The sequence below is a fragment of the Streptomyces sp. NPDC001796 genome (assembly GCF_042892355.1).
Lineage (GTDB): Bacteria > Actinomycetota > Actinomycetes > Streptomycetales > Streptomycetaceae > Streptomyces.
This window is the reverse complement of the sequence record NZ_JBIAUC010000001.1, coordinates 302,282-321,583: the sequence shown is the minus strand read 5'-3', so window position 1 is coordinate 321,583 and position 19,302 is coordinate 302,282. Positions and strand designations below refer to the sequence as shown.

Annotated in this window: 19 protein-coding genes; 13 read left to right on the top strand and 6 right to left on the bottom strand. The window is 69.8% G+C overall.

All coding sequences use genetic code 11. The annotated features are described in order from the left end of the window. Positions 1 to 11: 11 nt before the first annotated feature. The 3 genes from ACFYZE_RS01390 (at position 12) to fabF (ending at position 2,786) form a co-directional block, all read left to right on the top strand. Positions 12 to 1,043 (top strand): ketoacyl-ACP synthase III, encoded by a 1,032-nt coding sequence (locus ACFYZE_RS01390; RefSeq protein WP_388986761.1) that lies wholly within the window; start codon positions 12 to 14, stop codon positions 1,041 to 1,043. Between the two features lie 102 nt (positions 1,044 to 1,145). Next, positions 1,146 to 1,394 carry an acyl carrier protein gene (locus ACFYZE_RS01385; protein ID WP_043440034.1) on the top strand — a complete coding sequence of 83 codons (249 nt, stop codon included), beginning with the start codon at positions 1,146 to 1,148 and terminating at the stop codon, positions 1,392 to 1,394. Between the two features lie 120 nt (positions 1,395 to 1,514). Then, the gene (gene fabF, locus ACFYZE_RS01380) at positions 1,515 to 2,786 is read left to right on the top strand and encodes a beta-ketoacyl-ACP synthase II (RefSeq protein ID WP_388986758.1); all 1,272 of its coding nucleotides are present in this window, start codon (positions 1,515 to 1,517) and stop codon (positions 2,784 to 2,786) included. Positions 2,787 to 2,875: 89 nt separating this feature from the next. Here fabF and ACFYZE_RS01375 read toward each other — a convergent pair whose 3' ends face one another. Next, positions 2,876 to 3,370 carry a DUF3145 domain-containing protein gene (locus ACFYZE_RS01375; protein WP_263229724.1) on the bottom strand — a complete coding sequence of 165 codons (495 nt, stop codon included), beginning with the start codon at positions 3,368 to 3,370 and terminating at the stop codon, positions 2,876 to 2,878. 203 nt (positions 3,371 to 3,573) lie between these two features. Here ACFYZE_RS01375 and ACFYZE_RS01370 point away from each other — a divergent pair, with 203 nt between their 5' ends. Both ACFYZE_RS01370 and ACFYZE_RS01365 read left to right on the top strand, forming a co-directional pair. Beyond that, positions 3,574 to 4,464: an SGNH/GDSL hydrolase family protein gene (locus ACFYZE_RS01370; RefSeq protein WP_388986755.1), complete on the top strand. Its 891-nt coding sequence runs from the start codon at positions 3,574 to 3,576 to the stop codon at positions 4,462 to 4,464. Between the two features lie 10 nt (positions 4,465 to 4,474). Next, positions 4,475 to 5,446 carry an aldose epimerase family protein gene (locus ACFYZE_RS01365; protein ID WP_388986752.1) on the top strand — a complete coding sequence of 324 codons (972 nt, stop codon included), beginning with the start codon at positions 4,475 to 4,477 and terminating at the stop codon, positions 5,444 to 5,446. A 384-nt stretch (positions 5,447 to 5,830) separates the two neighbouring features. On the opposite strand, the gene ACFYZE_RS01360 is transcribed toward ACFYZE_RS01365, so the two are convergent. The 4 genes from ACFYZE_RS01360 to ACFYZE_RS01345 all read right to left on the bottom strand — a co-directional run bounded on the left by ACFYZE_RS01360 (position 5,831) and on the right by ACFYZE_RS01345 (position 8,945). Further along, positions 5,831 to 6,631 (bottom strand): EI24 domain-containing protein, encoded by an 801-nt coding sequence (locus tag ACFYZE_RS01360; protein WP_388986749.1) that lies wholly within the window; start codon positions 6,629 to 6,631, stop codon positions 5,831 to 5,833. Positions 6,632 to 6,706: 75 nt separating this feature from the next. Further along, on the bottom strand, positions 6,707 to 6,838 hold the full coding sequence (locus ACFYZE_RS01355; RefSeq protein ID WP_388986746.1) for a hypothetical protein: 132 nt from the start codon (positions 6,836 to 6,838) through the stop codon (positions 6,707 to 6,709). Beyond that, complete coding sequence (locus ACFYZE_RS01350) at positions 6,835 to 7,698, bottom strand: hypothetical protein (RefSeq protein WP_388986743.1); 864 nt, start codon at positions 7,696 to 7,698, stop codon at positions 6,835 to 6,837. Before ACFYZE_RS01350 ends, ACFYZE_RS01355 begins: the two co-directional genes overlap by 4 nt. A gap of 224 nt (positions 7,699 to 7,922) precedes the next feature. After that, positions 7,923 to 8,945, bottom strand: coding sequence for an NADP-dependent oxidoreductase (locus ACFYZE_RS01345; RefSeq protein WP_388986740.1), 1,023 nt, complete (start codon positions 8,943 to 8,945; stop codon positions 7,923 to 7,925). 99 nt (positions 8,946 to 9,044) lie between these two features. Between ACFYZE_RS01345 and ACFYZE_RS01340 the strand changes: the two genes are divergently transcribed. Then, entirely contained in the window at positions 9,045 to 9,497 is a 453-nt protein-coding gene (locus ACFYZE_RS01340) for a MarR family winged helix-turn-helix transcriptional regulator (protein ID WP_388986737.1), read from the top strand. An 82-nt stretch (positions 9,498 to 9,579) separates the two neighbouring features. On the opposite strand, the gene ACFYZE_RS01335 is transcribed toward ACFYZE_RS01340, so the two are convergent. Then, entirely contained in the window at positions 9,580 to 10,251 is a 672-nt protein-coding gene (locus tag ACFYZE_RS01335; protein ID WP_388986734.1) for a hypothetical protein, read from the bottom strand. 366 nt (positions 10,252 to 10,617) lie between these two features. On the opposite strand from ACFYZE_RS01335, the gene ACFYZE_RS01330 reads away from it, so the two are divergent. The 7 genes from ACFYZE_RS01330 (at position 10,618) to ACFYZE_RS01300 (ending at position 19,241) form a co-directional block, all read left to right on the top strand. Then, positions 10,618 to 11,775: a mandelate racemase/muconate lactonizing enzyme family protein gene (locus ACFYZE_RS01330; RefSeq protein ID WP_388986732.1), complete on the top strand. Its 1,158-nt coding sequence runs from the start codon at positions 10,618 to 10,620 to the stop codon at positions 11,773 to 11,775. After that, positions 11,772 to 12,776: a zinc-binding dehydrogenase gene (locus ACFYZE_RS01325; protein ID WP_388986729.1), complete on the top strand. Its 1,005-nt coding sequence runs from the start codon at positions 11,772 to 11,774 to the stop codon at positions 12,774 to 12,776. Before ACFYZE_RS01330 ends, ACFYZE_RS01325 begins: the two co-directional genes overlap by 4 nt. A gap of 122 nt (positions 12,777 to 12,898) precedes the next feature. Then, positions 12,899 to 13,867 (top strand): hypothetical protein, encoded by a 969-nt coding sequence (locus tag ACFYZE_RS01320; protein ID WP_388986726.1) that lies wholly within the window; start codon positions 12,899 to 12,901, stop codon positions 13,865 to 13,867. A gap of 127 nt (positions 13,868 to 13,994) precedes the next feature. Then, a complete protein-coding gene (gene chvE, locus ACFYZE_RS01315; protein WP_388986723.1) occupies positions 13,995 to 15,104 on the top strand; it encodes a multiple monosaccharide ABC transporter substrate-binding protein in 1,110 nt (369 codons plus the stop codon). Between the two features lie 46 nt (positions 15,105 to 15,150). Beyond that, the gene (gene mmsA / locus ACFYZE_RS01310; protein ID WP_388986720.1) at positions 15,151 to 16,701 is read left to right on the top strand and encodes a multiple monosaccharide ABC transporter ATP-binding protein; all 1,551 of its coding nucleotides are present in this window, start codon (positions 15,151 to 15,153) and stop codon (positions 16,699 to 16,701) included. After that, positions 16,698 to 17,942, top strand: a complete 1,245-nt coding sequence (gene mmsB / locus ACFYZE_RS01305; RefSeq protein WP_388986717.1) for a multiple monosaccharide ABC transporter permease — start codon at positions 16,698 to 16,700, stop codon at positions 17,940 to 17,942. The genes mmsA and mmsB overlap by 4 nt, the downstream gene beginning before the upstream one ends. A 144-nt stretch (positions 17,943 to 18,086) precedes the next feature. Beyond that, positions 18,087 to 19,241 carry an aldose epimerase family protein gene (locus tag ACFYZE_RS01300; protein WP_388986714.1) on the top strand — a complete coding sequence of 385 codons (1,155 nt, stop codon included), beginning with the start codon at positions 18,087 to 18,089 and terminating at the stop codon, positions 19,239 to 19,241. The last annotated feature ends 61 nt before the right edge of the window (positions 19,242 to 19,302 follow it).

The window sequence follows — 19,302 nt, the reverse complement described above, 5'->3', positions numbered from 1 at the left end:
AGAGCGAGAGCATGTCGAAGATCAAGGCACGCAAAGGCGCCCCCTACGCGCGCATCCTCGGCGTCGGCGGGTACCGTCCGGTCCGGGTGGTGCCGAACGAGGTGATCCTGGAGAAGATCGACTCCTCCGACGAGTGGATCCGCTCCCGCTCCGGCATCGAGACCCGGCACTGGGCGAACGACGAGGAGACCGTCGCCGCGATGTCGATCGAGGCGGCCGGCAAGGCGATCGCCGACGCGGGGATCGCCGCCGACCAGATCGGCGCGGTCGTCGTCTCCACCGTCTCCCACTTCAGCCAGACCCCGGCCGTCGCCACCGAGATCGCCGACAAGCTCGGCACGAACAAGGCCGCCGCCTTCGACATCTCGGCGGGCTGCGCGGGCTTCGGCTACGGCCTCACGCTCGCCAAGGGCATGGTCGTCGAGGGCTCCGCGGAGTACGTCCTCGTCATCGGCGTGGAGCGGCTGTCGGACCTGACGGACCTGGAGGACCGGGCCACCGCCTTCCTGTTCGGCGACGGTGCCGGCGCGGTCGTCGTGGGTCCCTCCGAGGAGCCGCACATCGGCCCGACCGTGTGGGGTTCCGAGGGCGACAAGTCCGAGACGATCAAGCAGACGGTGCCGTGGAACGAGTTCCGGCTCGGCGACGTCTCCAAGCTCCCGGTGGACAGCGAGGGCAACGTCAAGTTCCCCGCGATCACGCAGGAGGGCCAGGCGGTGTTCCGCTGGGCCGTGTTCGAGATGGCGAAGGTCGCCCAGCAGGCGCTGGACGCGGCCGGGATCACCGCGAACGACCTGGATGTCTTCATCCCGCACCAGGCCAACGTGCGGATCATCGACTCGATGGTGAAGACGCTGAAACTGCCGGAGCACGTCACGGTCGCCCGCGACGTGCGCACCACCGGCAACACCTCGGCCGCCTCGATTCCGCTCGCGATGGAGCGGCTCCTGGCGACCGGCGAGGCGAAGAGCGGCGACACCGCGCTCGTCATCGGCTTCGGGGCGGGTCTCGTCTACGCCGCCACGGTCGTTACCCTCCCCTAGGCACTCCGTGCCGGATCATCGGTCCGGTGCGGGAACTGCACAACCTGCCGCTGACGCGGCGGGCGCCACACCCTGATGGATATCTACGAAGGAGCGCCTGACATGGCCGCCACTCAGGAAGAGATCGTCGCCGGTCTCGCCGAGATCGTGAACGAGATCGCCGGGATCCCCACCGAGGACGTCCAGCTGGACAAGTCCTTCACCGACGACCTGGACGTCGACTCGCTGTCCATGGTCGAGGTCGTCGTCGCCGCCGAGGAGCGCTTCGACGTCAAGATCCCCGACGACGACGTCAAGAACCTCAAGACGGTCGGTGACGCCGCCGAGTACATCCTCAAGCACCAGGCCTGATCGACCGATCACCTGGGCAGACAGCCAGGCACCGGGCCGGTGGTCCGGTCGCCGGGCCGTTGCCCCGCCACCCGGCGGTGGCGCCGCTGAATCCTCGTATCCGTTGGAGAAAGAATTCCCGTGAGCTCGACCAATCGCACCGTGGTCGTCACCGGTATCGGCGCAACCACACCGCTGGGTGGCGACGCGGCCTCTACCTGGGAGGGCCTGGTCGCCGGCAAGTCCGGTGTCGGACCCCTGGAGCAGGAATGGGCCGCCGAGCAGGCTGTCCGCATCGCCGCGCAGATCGCCGTGGAGCCGTCCGAGGTCATCCCGCGGCCCCAGGCCCGCCGTCTGGACCGTTCGGCGCAGTTCGCGCTGATCGCGGCCAAGGAGGCCTGGGCGGACGCCGGATTCACCGCCAAGGCGGGCGAGGACGCAAGCGTCGACCCCGACCGGCTCGGCGCGGTCATCGCCTCCGGCATCGGTGGTGTGACCACCCTCCTCGATCAGTACGACGTGCTGAAGGAGAAGGGCGTCCGCCGTGTCTCCCCGCACACCGTGCCGATGCTGATGCCGAACGGCCCGTCCGCGAACGTGGGTCTGGCCGTGGGCGCCCGCGCCGGTGTGCACACCCCGGTCTCCGCCTGCGCTTCGGGCGCGGAGGCCATCGGCTACGCCATCGAGATGATCCGCACCGGCCGCGCCGACGTGGTCGTCGCCGGCGGTACGGAGGCGGCGATCCACCCGCTGCCCATCGCCGCGTTCGGCAACATGATGGCGATGTCCAAGAACAACGACGACCCGCAGGGCGCCTCGCGTCCCTACGACGTCGACCGTGACGGCTTCGTCCTCGGTGAGGGCGCGGGCGTCCTGGTCCTGGAGTCCGCCGAGCACGCCGCCAAGCGCGGTGCCCGCGTCTACGCGGAGGCGGTCGGCCAGGGCATCTCCGCCGACAGCCACGACATCGTGCAGCCCGAGCCCGAGGGCCGCGGCATCTCGCACGCCCTGCACAACCTGCTGGACAACAGCGACCTGGACCCGGCGGAGATCGTGCACGTCAACGCGCACGCCACTTCGACGCCGGCCGGTGACATCGCCGAACTGAAGGCGCTGCGGAAGGTGTTCGGGGACCACGCGGACCACATCGCGGTCTCCGCGACCAAGTCGATGACCGGTCACCTTCTCGGTGGTGCGGGCGGCGTGGAGTCGGTGGCGACCGTGCTCGCGCTGTACAACCGGGTGGCGCCGCCGACGATCAACGTGCAGAACATCGACCCGGAGGCCGAGGCCAACGCGGACGTCGTCCGTGGGGAGGCCCGGAAGCTGCGGGCCGAGGGCCGGATCGCCGCGCTGAACGACTCGTTCGGGTTCGGCGGCCACAACGTGGTGCTGGCGTTCCGGACGGTCTGAGCGACGTCCCGCCGCCAGGGCCCGGGACTCTGCGCATGAGGGGCCCCCACCGGCTTGGTGGGGGCCCCTCATGTCGTGTGCGGAGGTCTTCAGACGACCTGGTGCAGCCAGCGCACCGGCGCTCCCTCGCCCGCGTACCGGAACGGCTCCAGTTCGTCGTCCCACGGCTTGCCCAGGAGCCGGGCCAGTTCCGCCTCCAGGTCGCTCTCGCCGCGCTGGGAGCGGATGAGGGCCGCGCGCAGCCGGTCCTCGGGGATCAGGATGTCGCCGTGGATGCCGGTGACCGCGTGGAAGATGCCCAGGTCGGGGGTGCAGCTGTAGCGCTCGCCCTCGGCGGTCGGGCACGGTTCCGCGGTGACCTCGAAGCGCAGCAGCTGCCAGCCGCGCAGCGCGGAGGCGAGCTTGGAGGCGGTGCCGGCCTCGCCCTGCCAGGAGAACTCCGATCTCCAGGTGCCGGGGGCGGCGGGCTGCCGGATCCAGTCGAGGTTGACGCGGGTGCCCAGCACGCCCGCGACGGCCCACTCGACGTGCGGGCACAGTGCGCGGGGCGCGGAGTGCACGTACAGGACTCCACGTGTCGTCACCTGAACCTCCGGGCAGACCGCGACATCTTGTAACTTTACGGAACGGGCGTGGCAAGGGCGGCCACGGGGCGAGGCTACCGTGCGGCGGGCCGAGGAGTGTGACGTACCGTCGGTCCCGTTGCCCGTGAATGCCGAGGTTTCACCCAAGGGGACGCGGGCCTGACCCAGCGTGTTCGAAGCGCTGCCGAACGAGGGGACCAGGGATGCGGAAGCGAACCCACCGCTTCAGGGCCGTCGCCGCGGTCGCGGCCGCGGTCGTCCTGGGGCTCGCCGGATGCGACGCCTCGGGTGGCAACGGGGGGCGGGGCACCGTGCCGTCGTCGCGGCCGTCCCCGAAGCCGGTGTGGAACCGCTCCCCCGACTCGATCGCCGCAGTCGGCGACTCCATCACGCGCGGCTTCGACGCCTGCACCGTGCTGTCCGACTGTCCTCAGGTGTCGTGGGCGACGGGCACCGACACCGGCGTCGACAGCCTGGCCGTACGGCTGCTCGGGGCGACCGGGGCCGCGGAGCGCAGCTGGAACTACGCGGTGACCGGGGCCCGGATGGCCGACCTGGCCGGGCAGGTCGCGCAGGCGGTGCAGCGCAGGCCGGAACTGGTGGCGGTGATGGTCGGGGCCAACGACGCCTGCCGCTCCTCCATCTCGGCGATGACTCCGGTCGAGGACTTCCGCGAGCAGTTCGAGGACGCGATGGCCGTCCTGCGCCGGTCGCTGCCCAAGACACAGGTGTACGTCTCCAGCGTGCCGAACCTGATGCGGCTGTGGTCCGAGGGCCGCACCAGTGCGCTCGGCAAGCAGGTGTGGAAGCTGGGCATCTGCCCCTCGATGCTGGGCGACGCGGACGCGCTGGACGCCGCGTCCACCCAGCGGCGGGCCACGGTGCAGTCGCGGGTGGAGGAGTACAACCGGGTCCTGAAGGAGGTGTGCGCGAAGGACCGGCGGTGCCGCTTCGACGGCAACGCGGTCTTCGACTACCGCTTCGGACCCGCGCAGTTGAGCCCCTGGGACTGGTTCCATCCCAGCAGGAACGGTCAGGCACGACTCGCCGAGATCGCCTACCGTGCCGTCACCGCCGAGCATCCCGTGACCTAGGGTTTCCCACATGAGCGAACTTTTCGGCACACTTTCCGACGGCACGGCGGTCCACCGCTGGACGCTGGAGCGGGGCGGGGTGCGGGTGCGCGTCCTGTCGTACGGCGGGATCGTGCAGTCGGCCGAGGTCCCGGACCGGGAGGGCGGCCGGGCGGACGTGGTGCTGGGCTTCCCGGATCTGGACGGCTATCTGCGCCATCCGGAGCCGTACCTCGGGGCGCTGGTCGGGCGGTACGCCAACCGCATCGCGGGCGCCCGCTTCCCGCTCGACGGCCGGACCTACGCGCTGGAGCCGAACAACGGTCCCAACTCGCTGCACGGCGGGTCGCGGGGCTTCGACAAGCGGGTCTGGGACGTGGAGCCGGTCGAGCACGGCGTCCGGCTCTCCCGGGTGAGCCCGCACGGCGAGGAGGGCTTCCCGGGACGGCTGGAGGTCTCAGCGACGTACACCCTCGACGCGGACGGCGCGCTGCGGACCGTGTACGAGGCGGTCACGGACGCGCCGACCGTGGTGAACCTGACGAACCACTCGTACTGGAACCTGGCCGGTTCCGGGAACGCGGGCGGCCACGAGCTGAGCATCGCGGCCTCCCGGTACACCCCGGTGGACGCGGACCTGATCCCGACGGGAGCGCTGGAGACCGTCGAGGGCAGCCGCTTCGACTTCCGGGAGCCGCGGAAGGTGGGCTCCGGCTACGACCACAACTTCGTGCTCGACAAGGGTGTGACGCGCGCCCCGGTGGAGGTCGCCGAGCTGCACGACCCGGCGTCCGGACGCCTGCTCACCGTGTCCACGACCGAGCCCGGCCTGCAGCTGTACACGGCCGACCATCTCGGCGCCCCGTTCGCCCCCGGCGACGGCATCGCCCTGGAGACCCAGCACTTCCCGGACTCCCCGAACCGCCCGGACTTCCCGAGCACGCGGCTGCGGCCGGGCGAGGTGTACCGGTCGGAGACGGTGTACGGCTTCTCGGTGCGCTAGGGTCTTGCGTTCGGATCAGCCCGGCATGATCCAAACCAGAGGCCCTACCGGCTCGGCCCGGAACAGCGACGAGCCCCGGTCCGGCCGTCAGGTCCCGGACCGGGGCTGCTCGTCGAGGGACTCGGTCCCGTGTCAGACGTTAATCGTCGTCCTGACCCGATGGTCGGCGATCGAGCGCCCGGCCTGGATTTCGTACGAACCCTTCACAACCGTCCGCGCCCGCGCGCGCCCGTCCCGGACCTCGAAGGCGCGGCGCGGCGCGGCAGCTCGGCGACGGCCCTCGACGGTCTCCCCCGGTGCCGCCTCGACGCCGCGGAGCCGGCCGGTCGGCGGCCGGGGCGTTCCGGGTCCGGGAGGCGGCGGCGTACGTGCCGGGGACCGTCGTCAGCGGAGGTGGCTGATCCGCTCGTCCTCGGAGTCCTCCTCCGCCTCCTCGGCGTTCTCCTCGCCCAGCAGGTCCCGGGCCAGCAGCGTGGCGCCCGCGACCGCGCCCGGCATCAGGAAGACGGCGACGAACGGGACGAGGAAGGCGAGGCCGAGGGGTGTGCCGAAGCCCCAGACAAGCAGCTTGCGGGAGCGCAACAGGGTGAGGCGGTCGCGGAGTTCGACGCTCCGGCGCTGGAGCGCCACGGCGGTGAGTTCCTCGGCGAGGAAGAAGCCGGTGACGAAGAAGCCGATGACCGGGACGACGGTCTGGCCGACGAACGGCAGGAAGCCGAGGGCGAAGAGCAGGACGCCCCAGAGTGTGGCCCGTACGAGGACGCGGAGGCTGTCGCGGGCCGATATCCACATCTCCCGGTGGAGGGGCAGGTCCGACTCGGCCGCCGTGCCGTCCGGGGAGACGTCGCGGTCGACCTTCTCCGACAGGTTCTCGTAGAAGGGCTGGCCTATGAGAAGGGTGACCGCGGTGAAGGTGAGGACGGCGAGGAGGAGGGCGAGGGCGAACAGCACGACGGTGAGGAAACCGCGGAAGAGCCCGAGCCAGGGGTCCGGCCAGCCGTCGGCGAAGGGGGTGGCCCAGGTGACGAGGTCGTCGCCCCACAGGGCGAGTGCGACGAGCGCCGCCGCGTACAGGACGAGGGTGATCAGCCCCGGCAGGATGCCGAAGCCGTACTGTTTTCCGTGGCGGGCCACCCAGCGTTGGCCCTTGAGGAGATAGCCGAGTCCCGCGCCCAGATCATGCATGGGAAAACCCTATCGGCGGACAACCCGTCCATTGTCATGGCGGTGTCACCGTCGTCGGCCATGACGGTGACACTGTCAGTCGGTCATGGCGGTGACACTGTCGTCAGCCATGGCGGTGTCACCGTCGTCTGTCATGCCGTTGTCACCGTCGTCTGTCATGCCGTTGTCACCGTCGTCTGTCATGCCGTTGTCACCGTCGTCTGTCATGCCGTTGTCACCGTCACCACGACCGCCCGCTCCGCCGCCGGGTTCATCGCCGCCGACACCCGTACCGCCGTCGCCCTGGTGACGCGGCCCGCACGCGCAGCCGCCGCCAGGAGCAGCGGCTGGATCTGTTCCAGGCCCGTGACGAGGAGTTCCCCGCCCGCCAGCAGGGCCGGGCGGGCCGCCTTGGTCGTCGCGGCGGCCGCTTCCGTGAGGTCCGCCAGGGGAGGCAGGGCCGCCCGGACCAGGGTCGCCCCCGTGGCCGCGGCCCGTTCCGTCAGGTCCTCCTGGAGCGGCAGCAGGGGGGCCAGCGCGGCCGTCAACGCGTCGGCCATCCGCGTGAGTTCGGGCGAGGAGTCCCGCAGGACCTCCGCCGCCGCGCGGACCAGCGGGGTCAGCGCGAGAAGCGTGCCCGCCGCGAGGCCGGCCGCCGCGGGCAGCAGCGGGGCGCCGGCCTCCATCAGTTCCCCGACGACCGCCGCGATCTCCTCCAACGCCGGTTCGACGGCGTCGAGCACCGGCAGCAGGCCCTCGCCGAGAGCTGTCAGCAGGGCCTGCGCCGGTTCGCTCACCGGGTGCACGGCCAGCGGCGCGCCGGTGGCGCCCAGCCGGGCCAGGGTGTCGACGATCCGGTGGAACGCCGCCTGCGCCTGCGGTGACCCGCTCGCGTCCGCCAGCTCCTCCGTCGTCCGCCGCAGCATGCGCAGCGTCTCGGCGCCCGAACCGTCGCGCGGATCGAGGGTGTTGACGGCGATCCTGGTGATGTTGCCTGCCGTGTCCAGGAGCTGGCCTGCGACGTCGGTGGTGCCGCGCGCCAGGCGCACCACGTCGTGCCAGCGGGGGAGCGTCGGAATCGGGGACATGGGCGGCCCTCCTCGCTCCTCAGCATGCCCGCTCGGGGCCGCCGGGGCCGCCGAGTTCGGGCATCTGTTACCGCGGGGCCACGTCCACGTCTCCCGGAGGCGGTGATTCCCCCGGGCGCAGGGCACGATGAAGGCCGCGCCCCACGTCCAGGGGCGCGGCCTTCGCCGTGCACAACGACCGCGGTCAGGCGGGCGTCACGGTGCGGCGGGCGGTGTTCCGCCGGTCAGAGCTTGACGATCATCTTGCCGACGTTGTCGCCGCGCAGGACGCCGAAGAACGCCTCCAGGTTGTTCTCGATGCCCTCGACGACGGTCTCGCGGTACTTCAGCTCACCGGAGCGGACCCAGGCGCCGACCTCCTGGACGAACTGCGGCTGCAGGTCGTAGTGGTCGCCGACCAGGAAGCCCTCGATCCGGCCGCGGGTCTGGATGAGCCGGGCGAGGTTCCTCGGGCCGGGGGCGGGCTCGGTGTTGTTGTAGACGGAGATCATGCCGCAGACGGCGATGCGCCCGCCGCGGTTGAGGGAGCCGATGGCGGCCTCCAGGTGGTCGCCGCCGACGTTGTCGAAGTAGACATCGATCCCGTCGGGGGCGGCGGCGCGGAGCTGCTCGCTCACGGGGCCGTTCTTGTAGTTGAAGGCGGCGTCGAAGCCGTACTCCTCCAGCAGCAGCTTGACCTTCTCGTCGGAGCCCGCGGAACCGATGACCCGGGAGGCGCCCTTGAGCTTGGCGATCTGGCCGACCTGGCTGCCGACGGCGCCCGCGGCACCGGAGACGAAGACGGAGTCGCCCTCCTTGAAGGCGGCGGTGCGCAGCAGGCCGGCGTAGGCGGTGAGCCCGGTCATGCCCAGCACGCCGAGGTAGGTGGACAGCGGCGCGGCGTCCGGGTCGACCTTGACGGCCTGCTTGGCGTCGACGAGGCCGTACTCGCGCCAGCCCATGAAGTGCAGGACGTGGTCGCCGGGCGCGATGCCGTCCACGTTCGAGGCGACGACCTCGCCGACCGCGCCGCCCTGCATCGGCTGGTTCAGCTCGAAGGGCGCGACGTAGGACTTGGCGGCGCTCATCCTGCCACGCATGTAGGGGTCCACGGAGAGGTACTCGTTGCGGACCAGCACCTGGCCCTCACCGGGCTGCGGTACCTCGGCCTCCACAAGGGCGAAGTCCTCGGGCTTGGGCCAGCCGACCGGGCGGCTGAGCAGGTGCCATTCGCGGCTGACGGCGGGGGGCGTGGGGGTGTCGGTCATGGCGCCTTTCCTCACGTGCGACACAGAATGTTTCAGTACCTGAAACAACCATGCTCCTGAATATTTCAGCCTGTCAAGTAAAGCGGTAGTCTTGACCGCATGGCCACGCAGAAGACATCCCGTATCGACCCCGTGACGCTGGAGGTCGTGGAGCTCATCGGCAGCGTCGTGGCCCGCTACCACGAGGAGTACGAGGAGGCGGCGGCAGAGCACGCGCTGACCGGGGCGCAGGCGCGGCTGCTGAGCCTGCTGTCGCTGGAGCCGCTGCCGATGCGGCGGCTCGCCCAGAAGCTGAAGTGCGAGCCGTCGAACGTCACCGGGATCGTGGACCGGCTGGAGGCCCGGGGCCTGGTGGAGCGCCGCCCGGATCCGGCGGACCGCCGGGTGAAGCTGGCGGCGGCCACGGAGGAGGGGCGGCGGGTGGCCCGCGGGCTGCGCGACTCGCTGGACTTCGCGCGGGAGCCGCTGGCGGGGCTGTCCCGCGAGGAACGGCTGTCCCTGCGGGACCTGCTGCGCCGCATGCTGGACGGCTCCGCCGCCGGGGCCGACTGACGGGGGCCGGCCCCCTGTACCTATTGACTTCCGGCTCAGCTGACGGACGCCCAGGAGGCGGGACGGTCCACCCCACCGACCGTCATGTGCACCACCACAGGAACCGATTGCACGTTTTCGTCGGCGACGGTTCCGGTGCCGGACGCGTCGTCGTCGGAGCCGGTGTCGGGCGGCGGGTGCTCGGCGCGGTCGTGGCCGTCGCCGTGGGAGCCGGTGCCGGCTGCTGTGCAGGCCCCGTCGCGGACGCCGACTCCGTGGGGCTCTCCGACGCGGTCTTCTTGTCGTCCGCCTTCTTCGTCGCGGACTTCGACGCCGACGGGGAGGTGGAGACGGACACCGACACCGAGGTCGCACCCGTGCCCGTACCTCCGGCCCCGCCCGAGGCATCCGTGGTCTGCGCCGCCGAGGCCCCTCCGTCCGCCGTCTCGTCCCCGGCCGAGGCCGTCCTCGGTGTCGACCCGGGCGCCTCGATCCCCAGCTCCGCCAGGCTCAGCCCGCCCGCCGCCAGCAACAGGCCCGCTCCGGCGAACAGCACCCGCCGCCGGCGCCTGCGATGTGCCGCGGCCTTGCGATCGCGACGGGTCGCCCGGGTACCGGGGCCGGCGGAAGCCCCGCGGCGCCGGCTCTGCGCCCGCCCGGGCCGTACCTCGCCGTCGTCCGCGGGAGACGCCCCGGCGGCACCCGAGCCGTCGAAACCGTCGCCGGTGAAGCCCGCGTCGCCCTCGTCCGCGTACATCTCCGCGTCCGTGTACACGCGTAGCTCTTCGACCGGCGTACCGCACCCGGGGCAGGCGAGGGCGCCATTCAGGTGCCGTCGGCACGGGTGGCAGTAGTCCATGACGCGGGAAGGGTAAGTTCCGGCCGGGTAACGTTCCTAGAGGCTGCTGTGAAGGTTGTGTGCGGACCCGGCCGACGCGGTGTGGCGGGTTGAACGCGGCGCGGCGAAACAGTTCTCGAAACCCTTGCCGAAACCGTTATGTGTTCGCCCCATTGACACTCCCACTGCCTCGTCCTTACTGTCACGCCAGCATTTCGAACGTGTGACGAAATTTCGAACACACTGAAGCGCTACCCATTCGAGCCGACGTACGCACCGACGAAGCAACAAGGGGCAACTGCCGTGCGCATCACCGGAATCAGCACACACGTGGTCGGAACGCCGTGGCGCAATCTGACGTACGTGCAGGTGCACACCGACGAAGGCATCACCGGTGTCGGTGAGACCCGCATGCTGGGCCACACCGACGCGCTGATCGGCTATCTGCGGGAGGCGGAGGCCAACCACATTCTGGGCTCGGACCCGTTCGCGGTGGAAGACCTCGTCCGCCGGATGAAGTACGGCGACTACGGCCGTGCGGGGGAAATCGTCATGTCGGGCATCGCGGTCATCGAGATGGCCTGCTGGGACGTCAAGGGCAAGGCCCTCGGCGTCCCGGTCTGGCAGCTGCTGGGCGGCAAGGTCACCGACAAGGTCAAGGCGTACGCCAACGGCTGGTACACCACCGAGCGCACCCCGGAGGCCTACCACAAGGCGGCCCAGGAGGTCATCGCCCGCGGTTACAAGGCGCTCAAGATCGACCCGTTCGGCACCGGGCACTTCGAGCTCGACCACGAGCAGACCCTCTACTCGGTCTCCCTCATCGAGGCCGTCCGCGACGCCATCGGCCCGGAGACCGAGCTGATGCTGGAGATGCACGGCCGTTTCTCCCCCGCCACCGCGGTCCGGCTGGCCAAGGAGATGGCCCCCTTCAAGCCGGCGTGGCTGGAGGAGCCGGTGCCGCCGGAGAACCTCAAGGCGCTGAAGAAGGTCGCCGAGAAGGTGGACATGCCGGTCGCCACCGGTGAGCGCATTCACGACCGCATCGAGTTCCGCGAGCTGTTCGAGAACCAGGCGGCGGACATCATCCAGCCCGACCTCGGCCACATCGGCGGCATCTGGGAGACCCGGAAGCTGGCCGCGACCGCCGAGACGCACTACATGCTGATCGCCCCGCACAACGTGGGCGGGTCCGTCCTGACGGCCGCATCCCTCCAGGTGGGCTTCACCTCCCCGAACTTCAAGATCCTGGAGCACTTCAACGACTTCGCGGACGCGGAGATCAAGAAGGTGGTCAAGGGCGCCCCCCAGGTCGTCGACGGCTACTTCCACCTCTCCGACGCGCCCGGTCTCGGCGTCGAGCTGGACACCGACGCGGCGGCCGAGTTCCCGCAGCAGCGGGCCCACTTCGACCTGTGGGCCGAGGGCTGGGAGAGGCGCAACCCCAAGGACGGGCAGTGAGCACCGCCGTAGTCGTCGAGGCGCCCGGCGCTTACCGGCTCGAGGAGCACACACCACGCGAGCCCGGTCCGGGCGAGGCGCTGATGCGGGTCCACGCCGTCGGTATTTGCGGCAGCGACCGCGAGGTCTACCAGGGCAACCGGCCCGAGGGCTATGTGCGCTACCCGCTCGTCCCCGGGCACGAGTGGTCCGGCACGGTGCAGGCGGTCGGCGCCGGGGTGCCGGAGTCGATGGTCGGCCGCAAGACCGTCGGGGAGGGCTTCCGCAACTGCCAGGTCTGCGACCGCTGCCACGCGGGCGAGACGACGCTGTGCACCTCGGGGTACGAGGAGACGGGCTTCACCCAGCCGGGCGCGATGGCCACCACCCTCACGCTTCCGGCCCGCCTGCTGCACATCCTGCCGGACGACGCCGACCTCACGGCGGCGGCCCTGCTGGAGCCCGCCGCCTGCATCGCGGCCGCGGCGCTGAAGGGGAACGCGCAGCCCGGCGAGCGGGTCGCGGTCGTCGGCACGGGCACGCTCGGCATGTTCGCCGTGCAGTTCCTCAAGGCGATCTCGCCCTCCCAGCTGCTGGTGGTGGGCACCAGGAACGACCGCGAGGCGCTGTCTCGGCAGTTCGGCGCGACCGACTTCCGTACCAGGGACCAGGAGCTCCCCGACGACTTCGACGTCGTCATCGAGACCGCCGGATCCGCGTCCGCCGCGCGCACCTCCGCCTCGCTGCTGCGGCGCGGCGGGCGGCTCGTCCTGACGGGCATTCCGGCGCCGGGCGCCGAGGGCCTGGACCCGACCGACCTCGTCGTACGGCAGCTGGAGGTGCACACCGTCTTCGGTGCGCCGCCGGACGCCTGGGCGCACGCGGCGCGGGTCTTCGGCGCGGGGCTGCTCGATCCGCTGCCGCTGGTCACGCACGAGCTGCCGCTCACCGAGTTCCCGCAGGCCATCGAGCTGGTGGGGTCCGGCGACCCGAAGGTCGGCAAGGTACTGCTGCGACCGTGACACCCCTCAGAGCCGTACGCCGGTACGGAGTTACCTGACGAGCTCCGTACCGGCGTACCACCAGGCCCCCCGCACCCTGAGCCGCGAACTTCGTCCGAAATACCGAACATGAAGGACTCCTCGTGACCACCGACTCCGCTACGGCAGCCCGCAGGCCCGGTGAGCAGGCACTCGCCGCGCTCGGCCTGGGCGCACCCGCCCCCTCCCCCGCCGACGCCTCGCCGCACGCCTTCCCCGGAGGCGGCCGCTGGCGCACCGAGATCCCCTCGTGCGAGGGACCCGAGGCGCTCGCGGTGGTCCTCAAGGAGTCCTCCCGGCTCGATGTGCCGATCCACCGGATCAGCCAGGGCAGCGGCGTCTGGATGCTGACCGACGCCGAGATCACCGAGATGGTCGAGGCCACGGCCGAGCGTGACATCGAGCTCTGCCTGTTCACGGGGCCGCGCGGCACCTGGGACATCGGCGGCTCGGTCCGCTCCGACTCGCGCGGCGCGGGCCTGCGGGCGCGCGGCCACGACGCGGTCGCGGGCTGTGTCGAGGACGCCGTCCGGGCGACGGAGCTGGGCGTGAAGTGCCTGCTCGTCGCCGACGAGGGCGTGCTGTGGACGCTGCACCGAGCCCGCGAGAAGGGCATCATCCCGGCCGACACCACGCTGAAGGTCTCGGCGCTGATCGGCCCGGTAAACCCGGCCGCGTACGCCGTGTACGAGCGCCTGGGCGCCGACTCGGTCAACGTGCCCAGCGACCTGACGCTCGATCACCTCACCGAGATCAGGCGGGTGTCGGCAGCCCCCATGGACATGTACATCGAAGCACCCGACGATCTCGGCGGCTATGTGCGGATGTACGAGGTCGCCGAGCTGATCCGGCGCGGCGCGCCCTTGTACCTCAAGTTCGGCTTGTCCAAGGCGCCCGGAATCTACCCGTACGGCAACCACCTGCGCGAGCTGACCCTGGCCACCGCCAAGGAGCGCGTGCGGCGCGGCCGGCTCGCCCTGGACCTGCTCGCACGCCACGGTGCGGACGGCGACATGGCGCCGCTCGGCTCCCGGCTGCCGGGCCCGCTCAACCGGTTCGACACTCCGTCATAACGTTCCGGAAACTCGACTTCACACGAGCACACACACCCGCGCAGAATCCCACACACCCGTTCTCGGTCGACCCATCGCACAGCATCCGCAGGACCGAACCCGCCTCACACACCAAGGACTGATCACCATGCGCACTCGCAGAGCCGCACTCACCGCGATAGCCGGAGCCGCGTCCCTCGCCCTCACCCTGACCGCCTGCGGCCAGAACAGTGAAGGCGGCAGCAAGGAGAAGGCGGGCAGCGCCAAGGGCGGCACCATCGGCATCGCGATGCCGACCAAGTCGTCCGAGCGCTGGATCAACGACGGCAACAACGTCGTCAAGGACCTCCAGGCCAAGGGCTACAAGACCAAGCTGGTCTACGGCGAGGACGACCCCGACACCCAGGTCTCCCAGATCGAGAACCTGATCACCCAGGGCGTCAAGGGCCTGATCGTCGCGGCCATCGACAACAAGTCCCTGAACAACGTCCTCCAGCAGGCCGCCGACGCGCACATCCCGGTGATCTCCTACGACCGCCTCATCCTCGGCACCAAGAACGTCGACTACTACGCCTCGTTCGACAACGAGAAGGTCGGCGTGCTGCAGGGCACGTACATCGTGCACAAGCTCGGCCTGGACAGCGGCAAGCAGGGCCCGTTCAACATCGAGCTGTTCGCCGGCTCCAACGACGACAACAACACCAAGTACTTCTTCGGCGGCGCGATGAAGGTGCTGCAGCCGTACATCGACAAGAAGCAGCTGGTGGTCAAGTCCGGGCAGACCAAGCTCAACCAGGTCACCACCCTGCGCTGGGACGGCACCACCGCGCAGAAGCGCATGGAGGACATCCTCACCTCCGCCTACAAGAGCGGCAGGGTCGACGCGGTGCTCTCGCCCTACGACGGCATCTCCATCGGCATCCTGTCCGCGCTGAAGTCGGACGGCTACGGCTCCGCGAGCAAGCCGCTGCCGGTCATCACCGGTCAGGACGCCGAGCTCGCCTCGGTGAAGTCGATCATCGCCGGCCAGCAGACGCAGACCGTCTACAAGGACCTGCGCAAGCTCGCCGATGTCGCCTCGACGATGATGGACGACGCCCTCAACGGCAAGAAGCCGCAGATCAACGACACCAAGACCTACGACAACGGCACCAAGGTCGTGCCCGCCTACCTGCTCCAGCCGGTGAGCGTCGACAAGTCGAACTACGAGGACGTGCTGGTCAAGGGCGGCTACTACACCGACGCCCAGCTCAAGTAACCGGCGCACATCCCCCACCGACCGCACACGACTGGAAGGCACGACCATGGCGGGACCCGTCCTGGAAATGCGCTCGATCGTCAAGACCTTTCCCGGCGTCAAGGCGCTGTCGGACGTCAACCTGACCGTCCGTCAGGGCGAGGTCCACGCCATCTGCGGGGAGAACGGCGCCGGCAAGTCGACCCTGATGAAGGTCCTCTCCGGCGTCCACCCGCACGGCAGTTACGAGGGGGAGATCCTCTTCGAGGGAGAGATCTGCCACTTCAAGGACATCCGGGCGAGCGAACAGCACGGCATCGTGATCATCCACCAGGAGCTGGCGCTGGTGCCGTTTCTCTCCATCGCCGAGAACATCTTCCTCGGCAACGAACACGCCGCACGCGGGTTCATCAACTGGAACGAGACGCTGAAGCACGCCACCGAACTGCTGCGCCGCGTCGGTCTCGACGAGCACCCGGAGACCCGGATCGCCGACATCGGCGTGGGCAAGCAGCAGCTCGTGGAGATCGCCAAGGCGCTCTCCAAGGACGTCAAGCTCCTCATCCTGGACGAGCCGACGGCGGCCCTGAACGACGAGGACAGCGGCAAGCTCCTCGATCTCATCCTGGAGCTTAAGAACCAGGGCATCACCTCGATCATCATCTCCCACAAGCTGAACGAGATCCGCAAGGTCGCCGACTCGGTGACGATCCTGCGCGACGGCCGCACCATCGAGACGCTGGACGTCAAGGCGCAGGAGACCACCGAGGAGCGGATCATCGCCGGCATGGTCGGCCGCGACCTCGACCACCGGTTCCCCGAGCGCTCCCCGCACAAGGCGGAGGAGGGCGCGGCGCCCGCCCTGGAGATCCGCAACTGGACCGTGTTCCACCCGATCGACCAGCAGCGCAAGGTCGTCGACGACGTGTCGATCCAGGTGCGGCGCGGGGAGATCGTCGGCATCGCGGGTCTGATGGGCGCGGGCCGTACCGAGCTGGCCATGAACGTCTTCGGGCGCACCTACGGCCGGTACGCGGGCGGCACGGTCCTCAAGGACGGCAAGGAGATCCGTACGAAGACGGTCGCGGAGGCGGTCCAGCACGGCATCGCGTACGTCACCGAGGACCGCAAGCACTACGGCCTGAACCTCATCGACACCATCAACCGGAACATCTCGCTGACCGCACTGAACAAGGTCGCCAAGCGGGGTGTGGTCGACGAGCAGGAGGAGCGGCAGGTCGCCGAGGGCTTCCGCAAGTCCATGAACATCAAGGCGCCGACCGTCTTCGAGCCGGTGGGCAAGCTGTCGGGCGGCAACCAGCAGAAGGTCGTCCTCAGCAAGTGGATCTTCGCGGGCCCGGACGTGCTGATCCTGGACGAGCCCACCCGCGGCATCGACGTGGGCGCCAAGTACGAGATCTACACGGTGATCGACCAGCTGGCCGCGCAGGGCAAGGCGGTCGTCTTCATCTCCTCCGAGCTGCCGGAGCTGCTCGGCATGTGCGACCGCATCTACACCATGGCCGCCGGGCGGCTGACCGGAGAGGTACCGCGGGCCGAGGCCACCCAGGAAGTGCTGATGCGCCAGATGACGAAGGACAAAGAGGTAACCCGATGAGCACGGATGTGACCGCCAAGACCCCGGCCCCCGCGCCGCCGGGCAAGAGCGGATCGGCCACCGGCGGGGGCCTGCTCCAGCTGGTGCTGGGCGGACTGCGCCGCAACATGCGGCAGTACGGCATGCTGATCGCGCTCGGCCTGATCGTCATCCTCTTCGAGGTCTGGACCGGCGGCGACCTGCTGCTGCCGCGCAACGTCTCGAACCTCGTCCTGCAGAACAGCTACATCCTCATCCTCGCCATCGGCATGATGCTGGTCATCATCGCCGGGCACATCGACCTCTCGGTCGGCTCGCTGACGGCGTTCGTGGGCGCTTTCGCGGCCGTACTGACCGTGCAACACAGTGTGGCGTGGCCCCTCGCACTGGTGCTGTGCCTGCTGGTGGGCGCGGTGGCCGGCTCGGTGCAGGGCTACCTGATCGCGTATCTCGGCATACCGTCGTTCATCGTCACCCTCGCCGGGATGCTGCTCTTCCGCGGTCTGACGGAGATCCTGCTCAAGGGGCAGACCCTCGGCCCCTTCCCGGACGGGCTGCAGAAGCTCGGCAACGGCTTCCTGCCCGAGGTCGGCCCGACCACCAACTACCACAACCTCACGCTGCTGCTCGGTCTCGTCATGATCGCCGCCGTGGTCTGGCAGGAGGTCCGTGACCGGCGCCGGCAGCGGGAGTTCTCCCTCGACGTGGTGCCCGCGCGGCTGTTCGCGCTGAAGCTCGTCGCCCTGGTCGCCGCGATCCTGGCCCTCACGATGCTGCTCGCCAGCTACCAGGGCGCGCCGATCATCCTCATCATCCTGGGCGTCCTGGTGGTCGGCTACGGCTACGTCATGCGCAACGCCGTCTTCGGCCGCCACATCTACGCGATCGGCGGCAACCTGCCGGCCGCGAAGCTGTCCGGCGTCAAGGACAAGCGGGTCACCTTCCAGGTGTTCCTGAACATGGGCGTGCTCGCGGCCCTGGCGGGTCTGGTGGTCGCCGCCCGTCTGAACGCGGCCTCGCCGAAGGCGGGCGTGAACTTCGAGCTCGAGGCGATCGCCTCCTCGTTCATCGGTGGCGCGTCCATGAGCGGCGGTGTCGGTACCGTCCTCGGCGCGATCATCGGTGGTCTCGTGCTCGGCGTGCTGAACAACGGCATGAACCTCCTCAGCGTCGGCACCGACTGGCAGCAGGTCATCAAGGGCCTGGCCCTACTGGTGGCGGTCGGCTTCGACGTGTGGAACAAGCGCAAGTCCGGTTCGTAAGTCGGTAAGGCCCCCACCAGGAGGTGGGGGCCTTCACCTTCCTCCTACGCGAGTGAGCCGAAGGGCCGCCACTCGGCGGTAGCCGCCCAACTGGCACGGCGGCGCACCGAAGGCGAATCTGGCAACAAGAAAAGGGAGCCGCACATGGAACTGAACAGACGTACGGTCATGGCAGGCGCGGCCGCTGCGGGCATCGCCGCAACCACGCTCGGCGGAACCGCCCAGGCCGCCGCTTCGGGAAGCAGGAAGCCCGTGAAGGAACTCTTCGGCAAGCTCGCCGACGGCACCAAGGTCTACCGCTGGTCCCTGGAGAACGGCGGCACCCGGCTGAAGGTGCTCTCCTACGGCGGCATCGTCCAGTCCCTGGAGGTCCCGGACCGCCACGGCCGCTACAAGAACGTCTCCCTCGGCTTCGACCACATCGAGGACTACGTCGCCAAGAGCCCGTACTTCGGCGCCCTCATCGGCCGCTACGGCAACCGGATAGCCAAGGGGCAGTTCACCCTCGACGGCAAGAAGTACCAGCTGTCCGTCAACGACGGAGTGAACAGCCTGCACGGCGGCGCCAAGGGCTTCGACAAGCACGTGTGGGACGTGGAGCCGTTCACCAAGGGCTCCGACGTCGGCCTGCACCTGTACTACACCAGCGTCGACGGCGAGATGGGCTACCCGGGCACGCTCAAGGCGAAGGTGACGTACACCCTGGACAAGCACGGCGACTGGCGCATCGACTACGAGGCCACGACCGACAAGGCCACCGTCGTCAACCTCACCAGCCATGTCTACTGGAACCTGGCCGGCGAGGGCAGCGGCACCATCGAGGACCACGAGCTGCAGATCGCCGCCTCCCGCTACACGCCCACCGACTCGGGCCTCATCCCCACCGGCGAGCTGGCGAAGGTCGCCGGCACCCCCTTCGACTTCCGCCACGCCAAGGCGATCGGCCGGGACATCCGGGCCGGCCACCCACAGCAGGTGCAGGCCAAGGGCTACGACCACAACTGGGCGCTGGACAAGGGTGTCACCGCGAAGCCCGAGCACGTCGCCACGCTCCGCGACCCGCGCTCGGGCCGCACCCTCAAGATCTTCACCGACCAGCCGGGCCTGCAGTTCTACTCGGGCAACTTCCTCGACGGCACCCTGGTCGGCACCGGCGGCCACACCTACCGCCAGGGCGACGCGCTGTGCCTGGAGACCCAGCACTTCCCGGACTCGCCGAACCACGCGAACTTCCCGTCGACCGTCCTGCGGCCCGGGCAGACGTACCGGACGACGACGATCCACAAGTTCAGCGCGTGAACGCGAGGGAACTCACACTCGACGCACACCAGTTGAACAACGCCATGTCCGTATCCGTATG